20 protein-coding genes and 1 pseudogene are annotated in these 21,423 nt (G+C 58.5%); 12 read left to right on the top strand and 9 right to left on the bottom strand.

Going from position 1 to position 21,423, the window contains the following annotated elements; genetic code table 11:
* Positions 1-74 (top strand): 4Fe-4S dicluster domain-containing protein (locus KQ940_RS23260; protein WP_217416802.1); only part of this gene is annotated, 74 nt, incomplete at its 5' end.
* A 153-nt stretch (positions 75-227) separates the two neighbouring features.
* Complete coding sequence (locus KQ940_RS22000; protein ID WP_343222707.1) at positions 228-1,208, top strand: AraC family transcriptional regulator; 981 nt, start codon at positions 228-230, stop codon at positions 1,206-1,208.
* A gap of 110 nt (positions 1,209-1,318) precedes the next feature.
* On the opposite strand, the gene KQ940_RS21995 is transcribed toward KQ940_RS22000, so the two are convergent.
* Positions 1,319-2,407, bottom strand: coding sequence for a hypothetical protein (locus KQ940_RS21995; protein ID WP_217416798.1), 1,089 nt, complete (start codon positions 2,405-2,407; stop codon positions 1,319-1,321).
* Between the two features lie 423 nt (positions 2,408-2,830).
* On the opposite strand from KQ940_RS21995, the gene KQ940_RS21990 reads away from it, so the two are divergent.
* From KQ940_RS21990 to KQ940_RS21970, 5 genes are all read left to right on the top strand, one after another.
* Positions 2,831-3,991 (top strand): cytochrome P450, encoded by a 1,161-nt coding sequence (locus KQ940_RS21990; RefSeq protein WP_217416797.1) that lies wholly within the window; start codon positions 2,831-2,833, stop codon positions 3,989-3,991.
* Between the two features lie 75 nt (positions 3,992-4,066).
* On the top strand, positions 4,067-4,387 hold the full coding sequence (locus KQ940_RS21985; protein WP_217416796.1) for a 2Fe-2S iron-sulfur cluster-binding protein: 321 nt from the start codon (positions 4,067-4,069) through the stop codon (positions 4,385-4,387).
* A 1-nt stretch (position 4,388) separates the two neighbouring features.
* Positions 4,389-5,621 (top strand): NAD(P)/FAD-dependent oxidoreductase, encoded by a 1,233-nt coding sequence (locus KQ940_RS21980; protein WP_217416795.1) that lies wholly within the window; start codon positions 4,389-4,391, stop codon positions 5,619-5,621.
* A 133-nt stretch (positions 5,622-5,754) separates the two neighbouring features.
* Entirely contained in the window at positions 5,755-6,351 is a 597-nt protein-coding gene (locus KQ940_RS21975; RefSeq protein ID WP_217416794.1) for a LysE family translocator, read from the top strand.
* Positions 6,352-6,366: 15 nt separating this feature from the next.
* Complete coding sequence (locus tag KQ940_RS21970; protein WP_343222706.1) at positions 6,367-7,173, top strand: AraC family transcriptional regulator; 807 nt, start codon at positions 6,367-6,369, stop codon at positions 7,171-7,173.
* A 4-nt stretch (positions 7,174-7,177) separates the two neighbouring features.
* On the opposite strand, the gene KQ940_RS21965 is transcribed toward KQ940_RS21970, so the two are convergent.
* A complete protein-coding gene (locus tag KQ940_RS21965) occupies positions 7,178-7,357 on the bottom strand; it encodes a PLDc N-terminal domain-containing protein (RefSeq protein ID WP_217416793.1) in 180 nt (59 codons plus the stop codon).
* A 147-nt stretch (positions 7,358-7,504) separates the two neighbouring features.
* Between KQ940_RS21965 and KQ940_RS21960 the strand changes: the two genes are divergently transcribed.
* From KQ940_RS21960 to KQ940_RS21945, 4 genes are all read left to right on the top strand, one after another.
* Positions 7,505-8,134, top strand: coding sequence for a YbhB/YbcL family Raf kinase inhibitor-like protein (locus tag KQ940_RS21960; RefSeq protein WP_217416792.1), 630 nt, complete (start codon positions 7,505-7,507; stop codon positions 8,132-8,134).
* Positions 8,135-8,223: 89 nt separating this feature from the next.
* Positions 8,224-10,722, top strand: a complete 2,499-nt coding sequence (locus KQ940_RS21955) for a cation:proton antiporter (protein WP_217416791.1) — start codon at positions 8,224-8,226, stop codon at positions 10,720-10,722.
* Positions 10,723-10,979: 257 nt separating this feature from the next.
* Positions 10,980-12,080: a methyl-accepting chemotaxis protein gene (locus KQ940_RS23135; RefSeq protein WP_217416790.1), complete on the top strand. Its 1,101-nt coding sequence runs from the start codon at positions 10,980-10,982 to the stop codon at positions 12,078-12,080.
* A gap of 5 nt (positions 12,081-12,085) precedes the next feature.
* Positions 12,086-12,943, top strand: coding sequence for a nitrate- and nitrite sensing domain-containing protein (locus KQ940_RS21945; protein WP_217416789.1), 858 nt, complete (start codon positions 12,086-12,088; stop codon positions 12,941-12,943).
* A gap of 43 nt (positions 12,944-12,986) precedes the next feature.
* Here KQ940_RS21945 and KQ940_RS21940 read toward each other — a convergent pair whose 3' ends face one another.
* Positions 12,987-14,765, bottom strand: a complete 1,779-nt coding sequence (locus tag KQ940_RS21940; RefSeq protein WP_246590255.1) for a GGDEF domain-containing protein — start codon at positions 14,763-14,765, stop codon at positions 12,987-12,989.
* Between the two features lie 388 nt (positions 14,766-15,153).
* Between KQ940_RS21940 and KQ940_RS21935 the strand changes: the two genes are divergently transcribed.
* On the top strand, positions 15,154-15,765 hold the full coding sequence (locus KQ940_RS21935; RefSeq protein ID WP_217416788.1) for a TetR/AcrR family transcriptional regulator: 612 nt from the start codon (positions 15,154-15,156) through the stop codon (positions 15,763-15,765).
* Position 15,766: 1 nt separating this feature from the next.
* On the opposite strand, the gene KQ940_RS21930 is transcribed toward KQ940_RS21935, so the two are convergent.
* From KQ940_RS21930 to KQ940_RS21905, 6 genes and pseudogenes are all read right to left on the bottom strand, one after another.
* Positions 15,767-16,645, bottom strand: a complete 879-nt coding sequence (locus KQ940_RS21930) for a helix-turn-helix transcriptional regulator (protein WP_217416787.1) — start codon at positions 16,643-16,645, stop codon at positions 15,767-15,769.
* A gap of 140 nt (positions 16,646-16,785) precedes the next feature.
* Positions 16,786-18,060: a TRAP transporter large permease gene (locus KQ940_RS21925; protein ID WP_343222705.1), complete on the bottom strand. Its 1,275-nt coding sequence runs from the start codon at positions 18,058-18,060 to the stop codon at positions 16,786-16,788.
* Between the two features lie 31 nt (positions 18,061-18,091).
* Positions 18,092-18,586 (bottom strand): TRAP transporter small permease, encoded by a 495-nt coding sequence (locus tag KQ940_RS21920; protein ID WP_217416785.1) that lies wholly within the window; start codon positions 18,584-18,586, stop codon positions 18,092-18,094.
* 87 nt (positions 18,587-18,673) lie between these two features.
* Positions 18,674-19,729, bottom strand: coding sequence for a TRAP transporter substrate-binding protein (locus KQ940_RS21915; RefSeq protein ID WP_217416784.1), 1,056 nt, complete (start codon positions 19,727-19,729; stop codon positions 18,674-18,676).
* Between the two features lie 228 nt (positions 19,730-19,957).
* Positions 19,958-20,953, bottom strand: coding sequence for an FAD-binding oxidoreductase (locus KQ940_RS21910; protein ID WP_217416783.1), 996 nt, complete (start codon positions 20,951-20,953; stop codon positions 19,958-19,960).
* Positions 20,950-21,423 (bottom strand): annotated as a pseudogene (locus KQ940_RS21905) (4-hydroxy-2-oxovalerate aldolase); the annotation flags it as partial. The gene KQ940_RS21910 and the pseudogene KQ940_RS21905, both read right to left, overlap by 4 nt.

The raw sequence follows: 21,423 nt of genomic DNA, 5'->3' as shown, positions 1-21,423 counted from the left end.
TCAAGGACCCGGCACAGAACATCACCTGGGTGGTACCGGAGGGTGGCGGCGGGCCGAACTATCCCAATATGTAGCAGACCGAATATGTGATGGCACCGTGACAAAAACGAATGGGACGCCCCTTGTCACTGGCACTAACATAGTCAACATACCTATACATTAGTTATTAAGCATTAATGGAGTAGCAATTAAAAAAACGCATATATCAGATAAGAATAATTATTAAAATGAGGTGCAAAATGCTATTTAATCTTTCAGCCTGTGATCATGAGATCTCAGGCGTTTCTCCGTTTACGCTTGCCAACTTTTTAATTCAGAAAAAGTTTGGCGATCACTATATCCTGCAGAAAGAGTCCAACTCATCGGCATCCCATCTGAAGTTTAAAACCTTTGGTCGCCTATCGATCTCAGAATTGAGTTACGGTTCAGAGGTCCAGCTCAAGATTCCGCCACTGGGAAATTTTTACCACCTTCAGATCATCCTCGGTGGCAGCTGTACCTGGCAATGCAATGGCCGACATTTTCTCCTGCGCCCGGGAGACTCGATGATCCATGTTCCAAGCTCGGAGTACTCCACCACCTACTCCCCGGACTGCAAAAAGCTGATCATTCAGATACCCAAGGACTTTCTGCAACAGAGTGCGCGAGAGTTCGGTTATCTGACCTCGAACGAACCGATACTGTTTAACAGCACGCCCGTCCCCTTCCCCAACTCGGGGCCCGCGTTCAATCTGTTGAACGATATTATCGAGCAGGACGGTGCCAGGCTTGGTGATCGCGCCGAACTCTACTACGCCAAGCTGTTGAGCAATGCGATTCTGAATACCTATGACAGCAACCTGAACCAAAGCGAGTGTCTCTCGGGACCACATCATCGGCATATCGAACTGATCCGGGACCATGTAATGGATAACCTGACCACCGATATACCTGTCGATCAACTGGCCAGCATATGCCGAATCAGTCGTAAGTCGCTTTACAACCTGTTCGAGCGAGAAACCGGACTAACCCCCTCTGCCTATATTCGGCAGCTCAAACTGGAGACGGTCCACTCGGAGTTGAGCAACAACCGGAGAGTACGCAACGTAACCGAAGTTGCGCTGAAGTACGGTTTCACCAATCTCGGGCGTTTTTCTGCGCAGTATCGCGAGCATATAGGGGAACTGCCCTCCGAAACGCTACGCCGTCTGGAGCGCCAACCGTTCTAGAGACAGGTTTTCCAAGTAAACGCAGGGAGGATAAATCGGTGGGTGCGCCAGATAAAAAACAACCCGGGGAAGGGGGGCCCGGGTTGTCTTAAAGGTCTGAGCTATTCAGATCAGAACTTGTACATCGCCATGACCTCGACCTGAGAACCGGCCGGGCGCAGCGAGCTGCCTGCAGAGCTCGGCGGGCGGTTTGCCGCGTTCTGGTCACGCCATTCGATACCGATATCCAGGTTCGGCAGGTAGGTATAGATCAGGTTTACAGCGGTCTGCTTCAACGTGTCTTCGTCCATGGAGCCCGCGACCTCATCTGACTCGACCTGGCCGTAACGCAGGTTACCGCGCAGTTTGTCGCTGAACTGCTGGCTGATACCGGCAGAGAAACCGGTCAGGGTTACCAGATCACCGGAAGCGTTCACCTCGGTCACGCCGGACGCGCCGGTAGCCCCCAGGTAACCCCATCCGGCATAGACACCCGCGCCTTCACCACTGAACGCACTCAAGGCCAGGCTGGTGTTACCGAACTTGAACTTGCCCGCGACGGACAGTGCGGCACCGAACTCGGATTCACCGTCACCGCTGACGGCAGGAGTAGTGTCCACTTCACGACCGGTGAGCGCCACGTTAAAGGCGTGACCACTCTCGGTACGGTAGGTGTAGGCCGCAACCATATCGGGGAAGTCAGCATCGCTGTAAACCGGATCCTGCAACGTCAGGCGCAAGCCGCCATTGGTGTAATGCATGACCAGGTCCGGGCGAATCACTGCACCGTTACCGGCGACGGTACCGATCCCCAGCCCCCAGAAGTTCAGAGTTTCCACATCGAACGGTGCGTTGGCGAAGAACTGACCGTTCCAGGTCTGACCCAGGGTCACATTATCGATACTGACAGTTGCATGACGCATACGCCAGGCGTAGGTGCTGTCGGTCGAGGTGTTGTTGTCCCAGAAATCCCCCTCCAGGAACGCGCGAATCTTGTGCCCCTCGACCATCTTGGCCGCAGAGAAGTTGATACGTGACTGGCGAGCACTGCCTTCGAAGGAGTCTTCGCCATCATCCGGCATGGTGAACACGCCTTCAGCTTTGACATAACCACCGACACTGAAGGTAGTTCCGTTGAACTCTCCCAGTTCAACAGCGGATACCTGAGAAGAGATACCGGCTACCATCACGGCAAGCGCCAGTTTATTTCGAATCGTCATATTTTTCGGCCCCTCGTTATTATCTTTTATAAAGGTCGTTCTAATATCTCAAAGGGCCGATTTAGCTTATATCCAAATAGTGTAATCTTTGTACACACAGTGAAACAAAACCAAGTTTATATAACACACTCACAAAAACTTATAGATCGCACCAATTTCTTATATCAGCAGGATATAAAAACATTTAAATTGGCTGAGCTTAAATGCCAGATGTGATTCTTTATATTCAAAGACATTAATTTCACACGACAACTACCGGCAATCTCAGACTGGGCTCAGGAGACCTCAAAAAAACCACACAAAAAATCGGTTTCTGTTCGATTTGTACAAGCCTTAGCCGTTGAAATGCATTCTGAGAGCCGATCGCCGCTCATAAAATGAAGCCTCGTTTTGAATAACAACGACAACACGCGAGGTTGAGCAATGTTCAGATTCGACCCCTTCTCCCCGCAGATCGATGCCGATCCTTTTCCGGCATACAAGGTGCTGCGGGACGAATACCCCTGCTTCTGGAGCGAAGAGGCCAATATGTGGGTGCTCTCCCGCTACCAGGATATCGTCATGGCGCTGAACGACTGGGAGACCTTCTCCTCGGCGAAGGGCAACCTGATGTCGGAGATGCCGGGGCGTGCCGGTGCAACCCTGGGCACCTCCGATCCTCCCCGCCACGACCGTATGCGCGCGCTGATCCAGAAAGCGGTGATGAAGCGTGCATTGGACCACATCATCGAGCCCGCCCACGCCGCGGCACGCGCCCGGCTGGAAGCGGTCAAGGATAAGCAGCCGTTCGATTTCGTCGAGGACTTTTCGGCCAACTACACCGTGGACCTGATCGCGTACCTGTTCAACCTGCCGGCTGAAAACCTGGACACGGTGCGCGAAAAAGCGGTGTTGATGGTGCAGTCCGACCCGGTCACCCGCACCAAGTCACCGGAGCACCTGGCCGCGTTCGAGTGGATGCGCGACTACGCCGACACCCTGGTAGAGATCCGCAAGCGGGAGCCAGGCGAGGATCTGCTCAGCCAGTTCATCCTGGCCGAGATCGACGGTGAAAAGCTGCAGGATCGCGAGATCCAGCTCACCGTCACCACGCTGATCATGGCCGGTATCGAGTCGCTGTCCGGTTTCATGAGCATGCTGATGAAGAACCTGACCGACTTCACCGATGTGCGCGATGCGCTGGTGGCCGATCCGTCCAGGATACCCGACGCGATCGAGGAGAGTCTGCGTTACAACACCTCGGCTCAGCGCTTCAAGCGTTGCGTGCAGAAGGAGATCACCCTGCACGGCCAGACCCTGAAGCCCGGCGACTTCGTCTGCCTGGCCTACGGCTCGGGCAACCGCGACGAACGTCAGTTCGCCAATCCGGACGTATACGACCTCGAGCGCAAGCCGAAAGGGCATCTGGGCTTTGGTGGCGGCGTTCACGCCTGCCTGGGTACTGCTATCGCCCGCTTGGCGTGCAAGGTTGCGGTCGAGGAGATCCTGGCGATGTACCCGACGATCCACAGCATCGAGCAGGAGATCCAGTGGATGCCCTCATCCACCTTCCGCAGCCCGCTGCACCTGTGGCTCAAGGCCTGATCCTCGCCACGCACAGAAGCGCCCCGGTATCCGCCGGGGCGCTTACCGACAACAGAACACCCGGAGAACAAGACGATGCCTAAAGTGGTTTATGTAGACTTTCAGGGTAACCGCAACGAGCTGGAGGTCGCCAACGGCATGACCCTGATGCAGGGTGCGGTGATGAACGGACTCGATGGGATCGAAGGCGAGTGCAGCGGCTCCTGCGCCTGCGCCACCTGCCACTGCTATGTGGATGAGGCCTACCTGGACAAGCTCCCCGAGATGAGCGAGAACGAAGATGAACTGCTCGATGGCACAGCCAGCGAACGCCTGGGCAGCAGCCGCCTGAGCTGCCAGATCCGCATGACGGATGATCTGGACGGTATCGTCGTGCAGCTGCCTGAGGAGCAGTGAGATGGGCAGTAAAGTGGCGGGAGTCGTCATCATCGGTGGTGGTCACGCCGGCTTCCAGTGTATCGACAGCCTGCGCAAGGGCGGCTACGCAGGACCGATCACGCTGGTCGATGCCGACCCGCACCTGCCCTATCAGCGACCGCCACTGTCCAAAGGCTACCTGCTTGAAGGTGCCGATCCCGACACGCTGCTGTTTCGTACCGCTGCCTACTACAGCGAGCAGTCGGTTAACCTGCATCTGGGCATCGCTGCCGCCGCTATCGACCGGGAGCGTCACACGGTACAACTGACCAACGGACTCAGCCTGAGCTATGACCAGCTGGTACTGGCGCCGGGCGCCAGCATCCGTCCGCTGCGAGTTCCGGATGAGATCGCCGACCAGGTTCACTACATCAAGACCCTGGGCGATATCGACCGCATCAACACGCAGCTCGGTACGGCCCAGAACCTGGTCGTTGTCGGCGGCGGTTTCATCGGCCTTGAGTTCGCGGCCACCGCCCGCAAGCTCGGCAAGAACGTCAGCGTATTGGTGCGCGGCCCACGCATCATGAACCAGAACGTCACCCCGGAGCTATCCAGATTCATGCTGGAGCAACATCGCGCCCATGGCGCCGATATTCAGCTGAACACCAGCATCGAGACGGTTTCACGCCTCGACAATGGCGGTTTCGAGATCCTGACCACCGATGGCCGCACTCTGAGTTGCGACATGCTGGTGGCCGGTATCGGCGTTACCCCGGATACCCGGTTGGCCGAAGCGGCGGGGCTCGAGTGCGACGAGGGGATCGTCGTCGATGCTGGCTGCCGAACCAGCGACCCGGCGATCTACGCTGCTGGCGATGCGGTTTGTTTCACCCATCCGCTGGCGGACACGAGGATCCGTATCGAATCGGTGCAAAACGCGGTAGACCAGGCCAAGGTGATCGCCGCGAATATCCTCGGCAAACCCGCTGAATACGACTCGGCGCCCTGGTTCTGGTCCGATCAGTACGAGTTCAAACTGCAGATGGCGGGACTGCACGCTGGGTACGACCATGTGGTGCAGCGCGGAACGACCGAGAGCGGCAAGTTTACCCTGTTCCTGTATCGGGGCGAGCGGCTGATCGCCGTGCACACCGTCAACAAGCCCGCCGATCATATGGCGGCGCGCAAACTGCTCGCCGCCGGCATTTCGCCTAGTTTCGACGAGGCGGCCGACGAAAACGTTAAGCTGAACAGCCTGCTCAAACGCTAAGGGGGCTGCGCCCCCTTCAGCCCGCTCAACCCCTTTCTCCATCAAATCAATCCTGCAATTTCGTTCAATACCTCAGGCCACGCGCGGACTAATCTGACCTCTCTCCCCCCTCCCGCTAGAAGAAGGATATGAGATGCTGTCAGTACTGATTCCAATGATGATCTTCGCGCTGGTCGGTGCGATCACCCCAGGCCCCGTGAATCTGGTGGCCACCAGCGCCGGTGCCCGTTTCGGCAGCCTGCGTACCATGCCCCATGTATTCGGTGCCACACTGGGCTACACCCTGGTGGTCTACCTCTGCGGTGTTGGCGTCGGCGAGCTGCTCGAACGTTACCCGGTCGTACTCGATGGCTTCAGATATGCCGGTGCCGCACTGCTGCTCTACCTGGCCTGGAAGATTGCCAGCGCCTCACCGACCACTCGGCTAGACGAAGGCGAACAACAAGCACCGCGCCTGATTCAGGGCGCCCTGCTGCAGATCCTCAACCCCAAGGCCTGGCTGGTGGCGATCACCGGCATCAGCCTGTTCGTCAGCCTGCATGCAGATCCGGCACTCTATCTGCTGCTGTTCTGTGCGGTATCGTTTCTGGCCTGTTTTATCGGGGTCGGGTTCTGGGCCTGCGCCGGACAGTTGATTGGTCGTTTTCTTGCCAGTCAGCGTGCACAACTGTACTTCTACCGCTTGATGGGCGCGCTGCTTGGCAGTACCGTTATCACGCTGTTCATCTGAAAGAGAGGCACAGGCGTGAACGAACCGACGCAGTTTTTTACCCGCAGCAGTGCACTGCCGTTTGTCGAGATGCGTCGCGCCAACCGTTCCAGCGCCTGCTACGACAAACACTCCCATGACGAGTTCTCCTTCGGCGTCATCGACGAGGGCGCAGCGAGTTATCTGAACCGAGGCCAACGCCACGCCATCGCCAGAGGCGACACGGTGACCATCAACCCCGGCGATACCCACTCCTGTAACCCGCGGGCCGGCCGTTGGTCCTACCGCATGCTGTTCGTCGATACCCAATGGATGGCGGGTCTGCAGCAGGAGCTCCGCGCCAGTGCCGACGACTATCGCCCCTTTGAGCGGGATTACGAGCGCGATCCGCGGCTTTATCAGCGTTTCGATACGCTGTTCCAGACACTGATCCGAGATGATGATCCGCTGGCAGCCGAGAGTGAGCTGATCGACTGGTTGACACCCCTGTTCAGCCACGGCGGTATCAGCGAGCGGCGCGATGCGGGATTACAGTCGCTGATCCCGGTGCGGGAACTGTTAATGGATAGACTGAACGAGAACCTGTCGCTGGAGACGCTCTGCAGCGTCAGTGGCCTGAACCGCTATCAGCTGATCCGCAGCTTTCAGCGTCACTACGGCATGGCGCCACATGCCTGGCTGCTGGATCAACGGATCAAGCGCGCCAAACAGCTGCTACGCGAGGGCACGGCGCTGATCGATACCGCCCAGCGCCTGGGTTTTTCCGACCAGGCCCACTTCCAGCGCCACTTCAAGCGACGCACGGCGGTGACGCCGGGGCAGTATCAGGCCTGTTTCGTTTGACCGTTCAGCCCTTGGGCCCGAACAGGAACCATAGAATCAGCCCCAGCAGCGGCAACAGCAGGATCGCCACCACCCAGACCACCTTGGCCCCGGTGCTGGCGTTGCTCTGGATCGTCTTGATGATCGCCATCACATCCAGCACCAGCAGCAGCAATCCAAATACGCCCGTTACCTCGACTCCCATATCTCGATCTCCTTAAATCCATGAATTTGCTGGCTTCATGCATGACCATCCGCACCGCCAGATGCTACATTTCATCACAGCCCCTCTATATCAGGGCGAGCCGGAAAATACAAAGACATTCACGGAACAGAACCCAGGTGACAAGAGATGAAACTGCTCAGCAACAGCGTTAACGACGGTGCACCTATTCCCACCCGCTACGCTTTCTGTCGCATGGATCAGCAGACCCATGTGGCGCTGTCGGACAATATCAACCCGCATCTGGCCTGGAGCGAGATACCCGAAGGCACTCGCTCGTTCGCCCTGATCTGCCATGATCCGGATGTCCCGAGCCGGGGGGACGATGTCAATCAGGAGGGGCGTACGGTACCCGCTTCCCTGCCCCGCATCGACTACTACCATTGGGTGCTGTTCAACATCCCGGCCGACGTCACCGAAATAGCGGAAGGCAGCCAATGCAACGGCGTGACCCCCAAAGGCAAACCGGGCCCGGATGCCCCGGGCGGCATGACCCACGGCATCAACGACTACACCGGCTGGTTTGCCGGCGATGACGCGATGCGGGGCGTTTACTACGGCTACGATGGTCCATGCCCGCCCTGGAACGACGAGGTCATGCACCACTACGTGTTCAGTATCTACGCGCTGGATACCGATCATATCGAGGTGGATGGGGAGCTCACCGGGCAGAATGTGTATGACGCTATCGAGATGCATGTGATCGATGGCGCCAGCATTTCAGGCACCTATACATTGAACCCGGCACTCGAGCCCTAAGCCCTACCAGAGCCGGGGGCTCTTGTCTCCCGGCATACAACGCTTCACACTCATCTCAACGAGTGAGCTGATCCCGAGGAGCGCCGGCAGTGGACGCTATCCACCCCGTACCTGAACTGGTCTGGGCTGTTTTCAGCCTGTTGCTGGTTGCACTCGGCGTATACCTGGTGTCACGCCGTACCCATCTACCGTTTACGGTGATGCTGGTGATCGTCGGTATCGCGATCAGTTACCTGGGCAGCAACGTGCCGGCGTTGGGACAGGTGGAAGAAACCCTGCGCATCTCGCCCGACCTGATCCTGTTCGTGTTCCTGCCCACACTGATTTTCGAATCCAGTTACAACCTGGATGCCCGGCAGCTGCGCCATAACAGCTTGCAGATCCTGACACTAGCGATTCCAGGACTGCTGCTGTCGACAGGCCTGATCGGCTTGATCGTCTGGCAGGCGCTGGATATCGACCTGCTCGCGGCACTGTTGATGGGTGCGCTGCTCAGTGCCACCGACCCGGTCGCCGTGATCGCCCTGTTCCGTCAGATCGGTGCCCCCGCACGCCTTACAGCCCTGATCGAGGGCGAGAGTCTGTTCAACGACGCCACCGCGCTGGTGGTATCGAAGATCCTGCTGACCACGCTGGCCATCGGCGCACTGTCGGCCGATCAACTCACGGCCGGCCTGCTCAATTTCATCACCCTGTTCGCCGGAGGACTGGCGTTTGGCGTGCTTCTGGGCTACCTGACCGGCAAGGTGATCGGCTGGATCGATTCCGACCCTATCATTGAGATCGGCCTGACCACGGCACTGGCCTACCTGTCGTTCCTGGTCGCCGAAGAGGTGCTCGGGGTCAGCGGCGTCATGGCCACTCTCGGTGCAGGCCTGACGCTGGGGACCTGGGGCAGGCTGCGTATCGCGGCTTCGGTAAGGGTTTACCTCGATCATTTCTGGGATGTGCTGGCGTTCGCTGCCAACGCTTTCCTGTTCCTGCTGCTTGGGATGCAGGTGGACCTGCCGTCGCTGATCGAGACCTGGGACCTGGTGCTCTGGGTCATTCTCGCCATGCTGGTATCGCGCGCACTGGTGATCTTCGGCCTGCTGCCTCTGATCGGTCGCCTGCCCAAGGTCGATCCGATCGGTATCGGTTATCGCTTCATCATGTTCTGGGGCGGGCTGCGTGGCGCCATCGCCCTGGCCATCGTACTCAGTCTGCCCGAATATCCGTTCAAGGACCTGTTCGTCGCGTTGGTCACCGGTGCAGTGCTGTTCACGCTGTTGGCTCAGGGCCTCAGCATGAAGCCCGCGTTGCGGCTGATGAAACTGGACCAGCCCCCGCTGGCCGACCGCCTGGCACTGCTGGAACGCGAGATCATCGCCCATCAACGGGCGATCCGGCGACTACCGGCGTTGCATCAAGGCGGCCTGTTTTCGAGCCGGGTCACTCAGCGCCTCAGCCACCGCAGCCATGATGCGATCGAGAGCGCCAAACAGGCGATCCGGCAACTACGCAAGACGCAGCTCTCGCATGGCCAGGAGTTCAACCTGTTCTTTTTACGGGCGCTGACCGAAGAGAAGAGCTACTACCGCGAAATGTTCGAACGTGGTCACCTGAGCGAATCGGTCACCCGACGCCTGCTGATGATCCTTGAACACCAAACCGATACCTTGCGTTATAACGGTCAGTTCCATAACGGTGTCGGCCGCCTGCAGTATGAGTTTATCGAGCACTGGCTGTTCAGCCGTTTCAGCCACCCTCCCCTGCTGCATAAACTCCTCGAACGCATACGGATCGCCCGTATCAGTCGCTACTACGAAACGGTCTGGGGGCATTTCCAGGGCAGCCGGCATGTTCTGCATTCGATCGACGAGCTAGCACGCATAGAGTCGACCCCACCCGATATCGTTGCGCAGGTACGTGAGCATTACACCCACTGGAACCACCTGGCCACCGATAAGCTGCACCGCTTGAACCACGACTTCCCGGAGTTTGCTCTGCTGATGCAGGAGCGGCTGGGGCGAAGAATTGTCCTGCTGTCGGAAGTGGAAACCACGCGCGAGCAGGCAAGACACGGGGCGATACCCAAGGGGGTTGCCGAGGAGATCGAGGCAGATTTTTTACACCAGCTCAAGCGGTTGCGGGGACAGTCGGTGCAGAAGATATATGACGATCCCGAACTGCTGCTTAAGCGAGTACCGCTATTTGCCAAGCTGCCCAGGCGGTTGTTACGGATGATCGCCGAGGCTTGCGAACCCATCACCCTGGATAAGCATGATTACCTGATCCACCAAGGCAGTCACAACGACACCCTGTATATCGTCAGCCGCGGCACCGTGCGCCTGCAACAGTATGTCAACGGCAAGGAGCACCAGCTGAGCACCTTGATCGCCGGTGACAGTTTCGGAGAATCGGCGTTGCTTGGCGAAGGCCAGGCCGACCTGTCGGTAGTCGCGCAAACCCCCTCCAGACTTTACGCGCTCAGTCGCGAACGATTGCAGGCGTTCATGCGCGAGGACAGCGAGTTGAAAAACCTGCTGACCGATAGCGACGCCCAACAACGCCATCTCCATCAATACAAACAGGACATGGCACCATAACAGGGCTTAACACGCCTGCACCGCGCACCAACCAGGCGCAAAAGTTCGAATGCCACCACCTTGTACACCTTGCCTGGCGCCCATACGGCTCGTTGCACCGGCAATCCGCCCCATTGGCATGCACCTTGCTTCAACCCAATAGCAGTCTGAAACAGTCATGTAAGGCAACGACGCCTCCAGCCCTTCTTCACAACACCGGAGGGGTCGGGGGCGTTTTCTTTTGGAGAAAGAACAGTATGCGGTGGATCTCCTATCCTGTGCTTCTACTTCTGCACCAGTTCGGCATCCGCGGCATGATCGGCTTTCTGGTCGCTGTCGCCGGCGGCGGCACCACAGCGGTACTCGGCACCACCTGGCCGCTATGGCCCCTTCTTCTGCTATGCGCTTATCTCGGTATCGCCAGCCTCTGGCTCATTTGTACAGAGATCAGATCCCTGGAAACAGCCTTGCAGGAACCGGCACAGGGCAAGCAGTCACCACCCAGGGAATACCCGCTGTTGGGCGCAATTGCCCAGGGCATTCAGCTACAGATGACTCGAGAGCGGCGCGCGCAGCAGTTACTGCAGCAGAAGCTCGACGAAATTTCGCACTCATCCCACGAGCTCGAACAGAGCGCCGTGCAGGTAACCCGCAGCGCAGAGCAGCAGCGTGACGCCGCCAGCACCGCGTCGGCGGCCGTCGAGGAGCTCAACGTCAGCATTCTCGAAGTGACCCGCCTCGCCGACAGCTCAAGGCAGAGCAGTATTGAAGCGGGTAGCCAACTCGAGCAGAGCTGTTCGCAGCTTCTGCAGCTGATCCAGGGCATATCCGAGATGGCTCGGCAAGCACAGGACACCAACGAGCTGATGCGCCGGTTGAGCGTCAATTCACAGACCATCAACGAGATGTCGGCGGTGATCCAGGGCATCGCCGACCAGACCAACCTGCTGTCGTTGAATGCCGCCATTGAAGCGGCCAGGGCCGGTGAGAGCGGGCGCGGCTTCTCCGTGGTCGCCGACGAGGTGCGGCGCCTGGCCAAACACAGTCAGGAGTCCGCCGCCGAGATCGGCCGCACCATCGAGGATATCCAGACCCATATTCTATCGGCAGGCGAGCAGATGGCTGGCCTGTCGAGTATGGCCGAGCTCAGCGTACACAGCTCGGAAGGGGTGCGTTCACTGCTGGACAGCGTCCGTGACCTGACCGAAAGACTGACCGAACAGGTGGTCCAGGTCGCGGTCAGTACCGAACAGCAGAGCCAGGCCGTTGCCGAGATCGCCACCCTGGCCGACCAGGTATCTCAGGGGAACGCGGAAAACCTGCGCGCCGCCGACCAGGCCAAAACCATCGCCCACCATTTAGCCCAACTCACGGAGTAACCACGATGAATGCACTCCTGAACCTGCCCCTTGGCGAACTCACTGCGACCGGCCTGGCCGCTGCTGCGGTGATACTGTTCTACGCCCTGTACCGCAGTATGAAACGCGTTAAACAACGGCGCATCGACGATAACCTGGAGCAGCTCAAGTTGCTGCGTCTACTGCTCGCCGACCTGCAGCGCCACCGAGGGCTCAGCACGGGACTGCTGTCCGGCGATCAGAGCCTGCGTGCAGACGTCGCCAGCGTCCGTGCGCGAGTAGACCAGAGCATCGCCCGCGTGCAGTCACTGCGTACCAACTATCCACAGGAGTGGAAGAATCTGGTCACACAATGGAACGCGCTGCGCAACGACACGGGACGCGATCCGGAAAGCAACATGCTCGACCATCACCGCTTGATCCGCGACACCATCTTCCTGATCGAGGATATCGCTGCCGAGGTCGATCTGTCCGCAGGTCGCGAGGAGCTGAGTTACCTGATCTGTATTTGGCATGAGGTGGTACAGACCGCCGAATGGAGTGGCCAGGCACGCGCACTCGGCACCGGCATCGCGGCGGCACAAAACAGCAGCGCGGCTCAACGCGTGCGCCTGCGCTTCCTGCACCAGAAGATAGAACAGCTGTCCCAAACCGCCTTCACCACCCTGCAACAGCACTTTTCCAGCCGTGAACGCCTCGCTCAATGTCGGTCGGCGGTGGAGAACTTTCTCCAGTGCATCAACCGGGAGCTGCTCTCTCAGGAGAAGCCGAAGATCGAGGCCAAGCACTATTTCGACCAGGCCACCAACGCGATCAATGAACTACTTGCGCTGGTCGATACGGCGCTGAACGATCTGCAACAGGTACACCAGAACAGCCGCTAGGAGGTTCAACCCCACCGAGCCAACCGGGGTGGCGGTTCGGCTGTCACCCTGCCAACGGGACGCTTTCAACCCGGTCCCGTCCGCCCCGCTTGGCCTGATACAGCGCCCTATCGGCGCTGGCCAGCAAACGTTCCGCATCCGCTACCGATTCCGGCCAGCTGGCGATACCGGCAGAAAGCGTTACGCCGTCCAGGTTTTCACCATCAAGCACAATCCCTTCTGCCGACACGGCCCGGCGCAACGCCTCGGCGCGCATCAGGGCATCCTCGCTACTGGCATCCGGCATCACAATAACAAACTCCTCTCCACCGTAACGGCAGGCGATGTCGGACTGCCGGAAGGTCTCAAGCATCTTGCGCGCTACCAACCGCAGCGCCTCGTCACCCGCGGTGTGACCGTAACGGTCGTTGAACTGCTTGAAGTTGTCGATATCGCACATCAGCAACGACAGCGGACGCTGTTGCCGCCGCGCCAGTGCTACCTCACGCGGCAATACATCATCGAAGTAGCGGCGATTCTTAAGTCCGGTCAACGGATCTTCGTACGAGAGTTTCTCCAGCGCCTCGGTACGCTCACGTACCTGCTGCTCAAGCGAGCTGTTCAACGCGGTCAACTCTCGCTGCGCCCGGACATAAAAACGCAGTGCAATCACGACGACACAAAGCGAAAACACCAGCGATCCCCAGCTCACCGGCACTCGCCCCCAAGGCAGTACACCATATGCGACCGCCATGTCGATCAGCAGCAACGCGCCCAGCAGCCCATAGGCGGCCACGATCGCCTTCTGCTCGCCATCGGCATGGTGGAGCAGCTTCAACGTTGGCACAAAGAGCAGGACAAGCGTGATCGCAAATAGAGAGTCGAAGATAGGATAGAGGTGCGCCAGCGCCATCACACCGATCAGGCTCAGGGTCACCGCCAGCACCGCAAACAGCAGGTGAAACTTCCATACCAGATTGTAAAGACGACGAACCGGAGACTCGAACCACTGCTCCAGCAGCAGTGCCATCGCCATGGGGGTAAGGTAGTAGCTGATCGCGCTGATATAGTTCCAGAGCAACGGCTTGTAGAGCAGCAGCAGGTGCGCGGGAGTTTTCTCCAGCGCCAGCCCGGCGGTTGCCAGTGAATAGAGCGCAACGGCGATGAAGATCCGCCGGCCGGAGTTCAACAGCGCGAACACCAGCGCCAGCAGCGCGATCAACAGGCTAAAACCGGCAACGAGCATCCCCTCGACCGAGTTATCGATGATGTATCGCAGCAGTTCCGTCCGCTCCATCACCTTGACCTCGCCCCACAGCCCTATATCGAGGTAGTTGGAAAACACACGGAAATAAATAGGTTTACCGGCACTATCCGCGGGCAGAGTGATCATATGCCATGGCCAGCCGGCAAACTCGCCCCGCCCCTGCTGATCGAACCGGCCATACTGGTAGATCATCTTGCCATCGACATAGGCCTGTACGATCAGATCGACGCTGTAGATATACAGCACCGGATCCCGCCACTCACCCTCAGGCAGCGTGGTCCGATACCAGACATTCTCCGCCCCGTCTCGACCGGGTGGATTGGATGGAAAATCGATCGACCGCCAGCCGACGCCCGCCTCCGGTTCCACCGTCCACCGCGGTACCCCTGCGGTAAAGGGCGAGTCGCCCCAACGGTACTGCCAATCCCAGCCCTGGCCCAGATCGACGGGTTCGGCGCGCAGGCTGCTTACGGCCAGCAATAACATGAATGCCAGCAATAGCGATAACGGATTACGCCAGTTCAACGCCCCTCCGCTGTGGCACGCGACTTCGTCCAGCCTCATCTGTCCTGCCATGGCTTCTGATAAACCTGTTCCAGATCATCCTGCATTTGCTGCGGATCCTGTTCATCATATACCAGGACACCAGGAACCGGCATTAGAGTTGCGATAACCTCGAACCTGAATGATCGCCGCAAAACGCCCGCGGCCAGAAGCCACCCGGGAAAACCTTATGTAATACGTTGATATCCATATATTAACTATCGAATTTTCGCTTGTACCGAGGCCGGAATCTGTTGAAATAAACATTGAATTGTGTACATTAATAACCCTTCCGCTACCGGCATTTTTCAAACGGCAGTCTCTATCGCGAAGTATCGTTAACATGCAACACAGGATCGATAATCCACCCATCGATCCCGGCCGGTGCCCCTTTAGTTTTTCCACGACCCACTGAGTGACGATGGCGACAAACAAACTTAGCCGTGACGAATGGATCAAGGCTGCAACTCAGGTTCTCTCCACCAGCGGTATAGATCAGGTACGTGTCGATCGGCTGGCAAAAAAGCTCAAGATCACCCGCGGCAGCTTCTACCACCATTTCGAAAGCCGGATGGACCTGCTTGAGGGGATACTGAAGGCTTGGCGATTACGCGCCACCGAGGACGTCATCAATCGCCTGCAAAGCGGCGAAGAGAGTCCGCTGGATCGGATCATCTACCTGATGAATCTGCCGATCAAAGGCACGGGGTCGATCGAAGCGGCTTCGGTCGAAATATCGATCCGGGCCTGGGCACGTCGCGATAATCTGGCGCGTGAGGCCGTGGAAGAGGTCGATAAATACCGGCTGTCATTTATTAAACGGATATTCAAGGAGCTGGGGCATACCGATACGCGCGCCAACGACCTGGCCAATCTTGTGTATGCCTATATCGTGTCCATGTCGCTGATCCACTTCGACAACAACTACGAAGAGCGACGCAAAATGGCCGAACGGATCGCCGAGTTCCTGACCTCGAACTGCCCGGTCATGGAATGCCCTCAACGCGAGCCACCTACCGACCCACTGGGCTGACTCAATGCTGCTGCAGCCCCTCTCCTCTCAGCCGCTTCTTTAGCGTCTGGGAGGGCAGTTCGCCCACATACGCCTTGTATTGCTGAGAGAAGCGTCCCGGATTACTGAAGCCGTATTTCAACGCGATATCGGTAATATTCTCCCGGATCAGACAGCTCGAAATCTCTCGATGCACGGCAAGAAGCCTGGCTCGTCTAATATACTCACCGGGCGTCATTCCAAACAGATTATTAAAAAGGTTATACACTTGGCGCTTGCTGATACCGGCACAACTCGCCAACTCCTCCAAACTCAACTCCCCGGCAATATTATCGGATATATAGCGTTTGATGATCGCTTCATATTGACCGCCAGAGCCATTACCACACTCTTGAATGGAGGGTCTGTAAAACGCTTCGATGATCAGAAGCAGAATAATCGTGTTATAACAGACGGCGATTCTTGCGCCGGTCTCGCCGCCGGATCGAGACATCAACTCCTCGATATACAGGCTGAGATCGGAGCGTTGATTCAGCCCAACCGGCCGCGGCCCCGGCTCCCTCAGCGAGAGATCAGGCATTATATCCAGCTCGAGCAGGCCATTCTTCAGCGCCTCGTCGGTAAACGACACCAGATATCGACGCCCCGCTCCATGTATCTGCAGATCGAATCTGTCCCCGGATGAGAGGATCATCGCCTGCCCCGGTGCGATCAGGAAGGTACAGCCTCCCCGTCTCACTCGGGTCTCGGCATCGGCCGACAACACCATGACCTGCTGCCCCTCTCTGATACGCAGCGCAAAGACCGCCTCGGCCATCCCGTGAAGAGACAGGTAGCCCATGTTCTCGACCATATGGCAGTTGGCGTACAACCCGGCCTCATGTGCGGCCGAGCACAGCATGAGGTCAGCGCCGACGTATAGCTCGAAGAGCTGACGCCATGACTGGCGAGACGGTTGATCCGCTTGCTTAGGTATATTCAGCATAGATAGAACGACTTCTACTTATTTTGAACCAGCCCTCCCACCGCGAACGATGGGAGTTAATGCACCAACAACAGCGAAACCGACGGAAAAAGGACGATGACGGCGAGTCGCAGCATATCGGCGAGCACAAAGGGGAAGACCCCTTTGAATATCACCTTCAGATCCAGGTCGGGCAGTACCGATTTAAGTACGAACACGTTCAACCCCACCGGCGGAGTGATCAGGCTGATCTCGGTGGCAACCACCACCACGATGCCGAACCAGACCAGATCCATCCCCATGCTGCTGACCACCGGATAGAACACCGGCACCGTCAGCAGCAGCATCGAGATCGACTCCAGCACCGCACCGAGCAGCAGATAGATCAGGATGATCACGCACAGTACACCGAGCAGGTTGAAGCCCAGCCCCTCGATCCACTCCACGATCAGGAACGGGAAGTTGGAGACGTTGACCAGGTTGGCGAAGATCAACGAGCCGATCAGTATGGCGATCAGCGATACCGTGGTGGCGGCGGAATCCTGCAAGGCTTCGTGAATCCTCTCCAGGTCGAAGCGTCCGCGCAGAAAGGTCAGCACAATGGAGCCGACCACGCCCACGGCCGCCGACTCGGTGGGCGAGAAGAAGCCGAGATAGATGCCGCCCAGCACCATCGCCACCAGCAGGGTGAAGGCCCATATCTGCCGGAGCGCCGAAAAGCGCTCGGCAAACCCCATCTTTTCGCCCGACGGGCAGGAGCCGGGGCGCACATAGGAGATCAGGATAATGGTCAGGCAGTACATCAGTATGCCGAGCAGGCCGGGAATGATGCCGGCGATGAACAGCTGCCCGATATCGGTCTCGGTGATGATGCCGTAGAACACCAGCGCGATGGAGGGCGGAATCAGGATACCGAGCGTGCCGCCGGCGGCGATGGTGCCGGTGGCCACCGACTGGGAGTAGCCGTAGCGGATCATCGACGGATAGGCGATGCGCGACATGGTGGCGGCGGTGGCGAAACTGGAACCGCAGAAGGTGCTGAAACCGCCGCAGGCGCCCACCGTGGTGATCGCAAGCCCGCCGCGCAGATGCCCTATCAGCGCGTAGGTGGCCGCATACAGCTCATCCGCCAGGCCCGACTTGGCGACGATATTGCCCATCAGGATAAACAGCGGGATCACCGCGAACTCGTAGGAGAGCACGGTTTCGGTGGCGATGGTGCCGAGCTGGGCGAACGCCGCCGACCAGCCCTGATACCAGGCCAGCCCCAGCACACCGACGGTACCGGTAGCCACGGCGATGGGCACGCGCAGAAACAGCAGCAGAAACAGCACCGCGAAAGAGATCAGCATAATCATGTCAAACTACCGCCGTTATTTCTTCTTATAGAGAGTCTTGTAGAGAGTCTTCTTGTAGATGGCGCACAGGTGCCGCCACCAGCAGGCTGACCCAGGCGATCAGCGCGAGAACCGCGATCACCAGGATCACTTTCCACTTGAAAACACCCAGGAACAGAAAAACGTCACCGAACTTGTAGGATTCGTAGGACTGGATAAACACCGTCACCACAAGCGCGGTGAAGAACACACACTCGATCAGATACACCATCCAGAACACAAAGCGCCCGAACGCACCGACGAAGTATCTGTCCAGCAGATCGATGGTCACATGACTGCGTGTCTTGTGAACGTGATAGAGCCCGGAGTAGAACATCACCGCCAGCAGGATCGACACCACCTCGTAGGAGAAACCCAGCGAGACCTTGAACAGGTTTCGCCCCAGCACATCCACCACGATGATCAACGCCATCAGCAGCGCCGCCACCACTGCAACCCTCGAACAGACGCTTTCAAGTACTTTCAGTATTGAAAAAGGCATGGCCCGCTCCTTTAACCGCTCCACCGCCACCCGACGCTTGGTTAAAAAGAGCCCCCTGCTCCGATAAAAACAGGGGACTACTGAGGGTTACTGCTGCGCTTCGATCTCGGATCGGTAGAACGCCATCACCGCCTGGCCGTCGACTCCGTTCTCCCGGGCGACCTCGAACCACTGCTTGCGCTGTGGATCGAACACTTTATGCAGAGCATCCATCAGCTCCGAAGAAGCCTCGCGATACTCCCCACCCAGCCGCTCTGTCAGGTAGTGACGCCCCCTGACGTCGTTCTCGTCCCAGAGCCTACCCATGCGGGCGGACAGCTTTTCGCCGGCGATCTTGTCGATCGCCGCGCGATCCTTCTCACTGATCTGCATCCACTTCTCCTTGTTCACCACCAGAAAGGCGGAGTTGGAGTAGAGGCCGCCAGGTATATGGGTGACATGGTTGATGTATTTATCCACCTTGAACCCGACCAGCAGCTCGTCGGACAACGCCGTGCCGTCGATCACACCACGGGAGAGGAACTCACGCAGTTCCACCAGAGAACCGGAGATCGGTGCCACGCCCAGCTCCTGCAGTGCATTGGAGACCACCGGGGTCTGCACACGGATCTTCATGCCGTTGAGATCTTCCGGCTTGACGACCGCCTTGTCCTTCATGTGCAGGTTACCGCCGGAGGTGACGTGCATCGCCAGGGTGTGCACGTCGTTCTGCATGCCGGCCGGTTCGAAGTACTGCTTGAACACCCGCCAGTAGGCGACGGAACTCTTCTCGGCATCCTTGTTATCGAACGGGAACTCGACCATCTCGGTCAGCGGGAAGGCGCCCGGCGTATAGCCATGCGGCCCCCAAGCCAGGTCGGCGATACCACTGGTGACCGCCTGATAGTTGCGGGTCGGGGGCGCCAGCGGTTTGGCGGAGGGCTGAATCTTGACCCGCCCCTCGGTCACCGTTTCGACCTGCTTGAAGAAGTCGAGCAAGCCATCCACCTGCGACCAGTGGGTGGCCGGAAACCATTGGTTATAGCGCAGGGTCAGACTTTCCTCGGCGGATGCACCACCGGCAAAGGTCAGCGTCAGGGAGGTGCAGAGTGCGGCTACTAGTGCGCGGCCGGGAATGCGACCAAGGGTGCGGCGTTGTTTCATGTCATTTCCTCTTAATTATTATCGTTAAGGAGACCATGCATTGCGCATAATCAAAAGATACACTTATGTATTTTTTATTCAATGATTTATTATTTAAAAATTTACTAATTTTTATTTTTCAATAATTTATAAACACACAAAAAACACAACCTTATAATTCACAAACGCATGTGTACGTCATAATGACGCAGCCATTTCCAAGAAGCATGCACTCCCGGCCTCAGCCGATCAGACGAACGCGTCGCTATGGAAATTATTCAGATCCAGACTGCACTTTTCGACAAAATCCCGCCGCGCGGAGGCGACCACGATCGGCGCGCCGCAGACATAGGCCTCATGACCGGACAGATCGGGATAATCGTCCACCACCGCCTGGTGCACGAACCCCGTCCGACCACCCCAGACACCCTCCTCCTCCGATAGCACCGGGATATAGCTCAGCCAGGGCAGTTCCGTGGCCCAGTCCAGGCAGATCTGGTGGTAGTAGAGGTCGACCAGGCGCCGCCCGCCCCAGTAAAGGTGTACCGGCCGTTCGTTGCCGTCACGGATCAACTGCTCGACGATCGCCTTGATCGGCGCGAAGCCGGTACCGCTGGCGGTCAGCACGATCGGCGCCTCGCCGCCACGAAGATAGAAGGTACCGAACGGCCCCTCGGCGGTGAGGATCGCCCTCTCCTTCAGTTCGTCGTAGATAAAGCCGCTGACCTGACCACCCGGCATCCTGCGGATATGCAGTTCGATCTGACCGCTGTCGTCGGTAGCGGCCATGGAGTAGCTGCGCGTGTTGCCGTCCCGCATCTGCAGGTCGATATACTGCCCCGGCATGCAGCGGAACTCGATACCCGGCGCCGGCGCCAGGCGCAGCACCACCACATCGTCGGACAGGAGCTGCTTGGAGAGAACGCGGACCGGAAACTTCTGGATGCTGATCCCCTCCAGTTCGGTCACCTCCGGCGCATCGATCACCAGATCGCTCAGCGGCCGCGCCTGGCACATCAGCCCGGTACAGCCCTCGAGGTCGCTGTCGATCAGTTTCTCGCGCAACTCATCCGCATACGCCACCCGACCGGAGACGATGGTGGTGCGGCACTCGCCGCACTGACCGTCGCGACAGCTGTGCTTGAGGGTGATGCCCGCCTTCAGCCCCGCCTCGAGCACGCTCTGCCCCGCTTCGACGCTGAAGCTCTTGCCCGCCGGTTCCACTCTGACCTGTACGTTCATCATGCCACCCCCTTCGCCTTCGCCAGGGTCAGTGCCAGGTCCTCGATCATATCCTCCTGTCCACCCACGGTGCCGCGACGGCCCAGCTCGACCAGGATGTCACGGGCCGGGATGCCGTACTTCCTCTCCGCGCGCTGTGCGAACAGCAGGAACGAGGAGTAGACGCCGGCGTAACCGAGGGTCAGCGCATCGCGGTCGACACGGATCGGCTGGTCCATCAGCGGCACGATCAGCTCCTCGGCCACGTCCATGATCTTGTACAGGTCGATGCCGGTCGCGCAGCCCATGCGATCCAGTACCGCGCAGAGCACCTCCAGCGGCGTGTTGCCGGCACCGGCACCCAGGCCCGCCACCGAGCCGTCGATACGCGCGGCACCGGCGTCGATGGCGGCCAGCGAGTTGGCCACGCCCATCGCCATGTTGTGATGGCCGTGGAAGCCGATCTCCACGTTCTCCGGCAGCTCGGCCCTCAG

Source organism: Marinobacterium ramblicola, assembly GCF_019084545.1.
Taxonomy (GTDB): Bacteria; Pseudomonadota; Gammaproteobacteria; order Pseudomonadales; family Balneatricaceae; genus Marinobacterium_D; species Marinobacterium_D ramblicola.
This window is presented reverse-complemented; position numbering and strand designations above follow the sequence as displayed.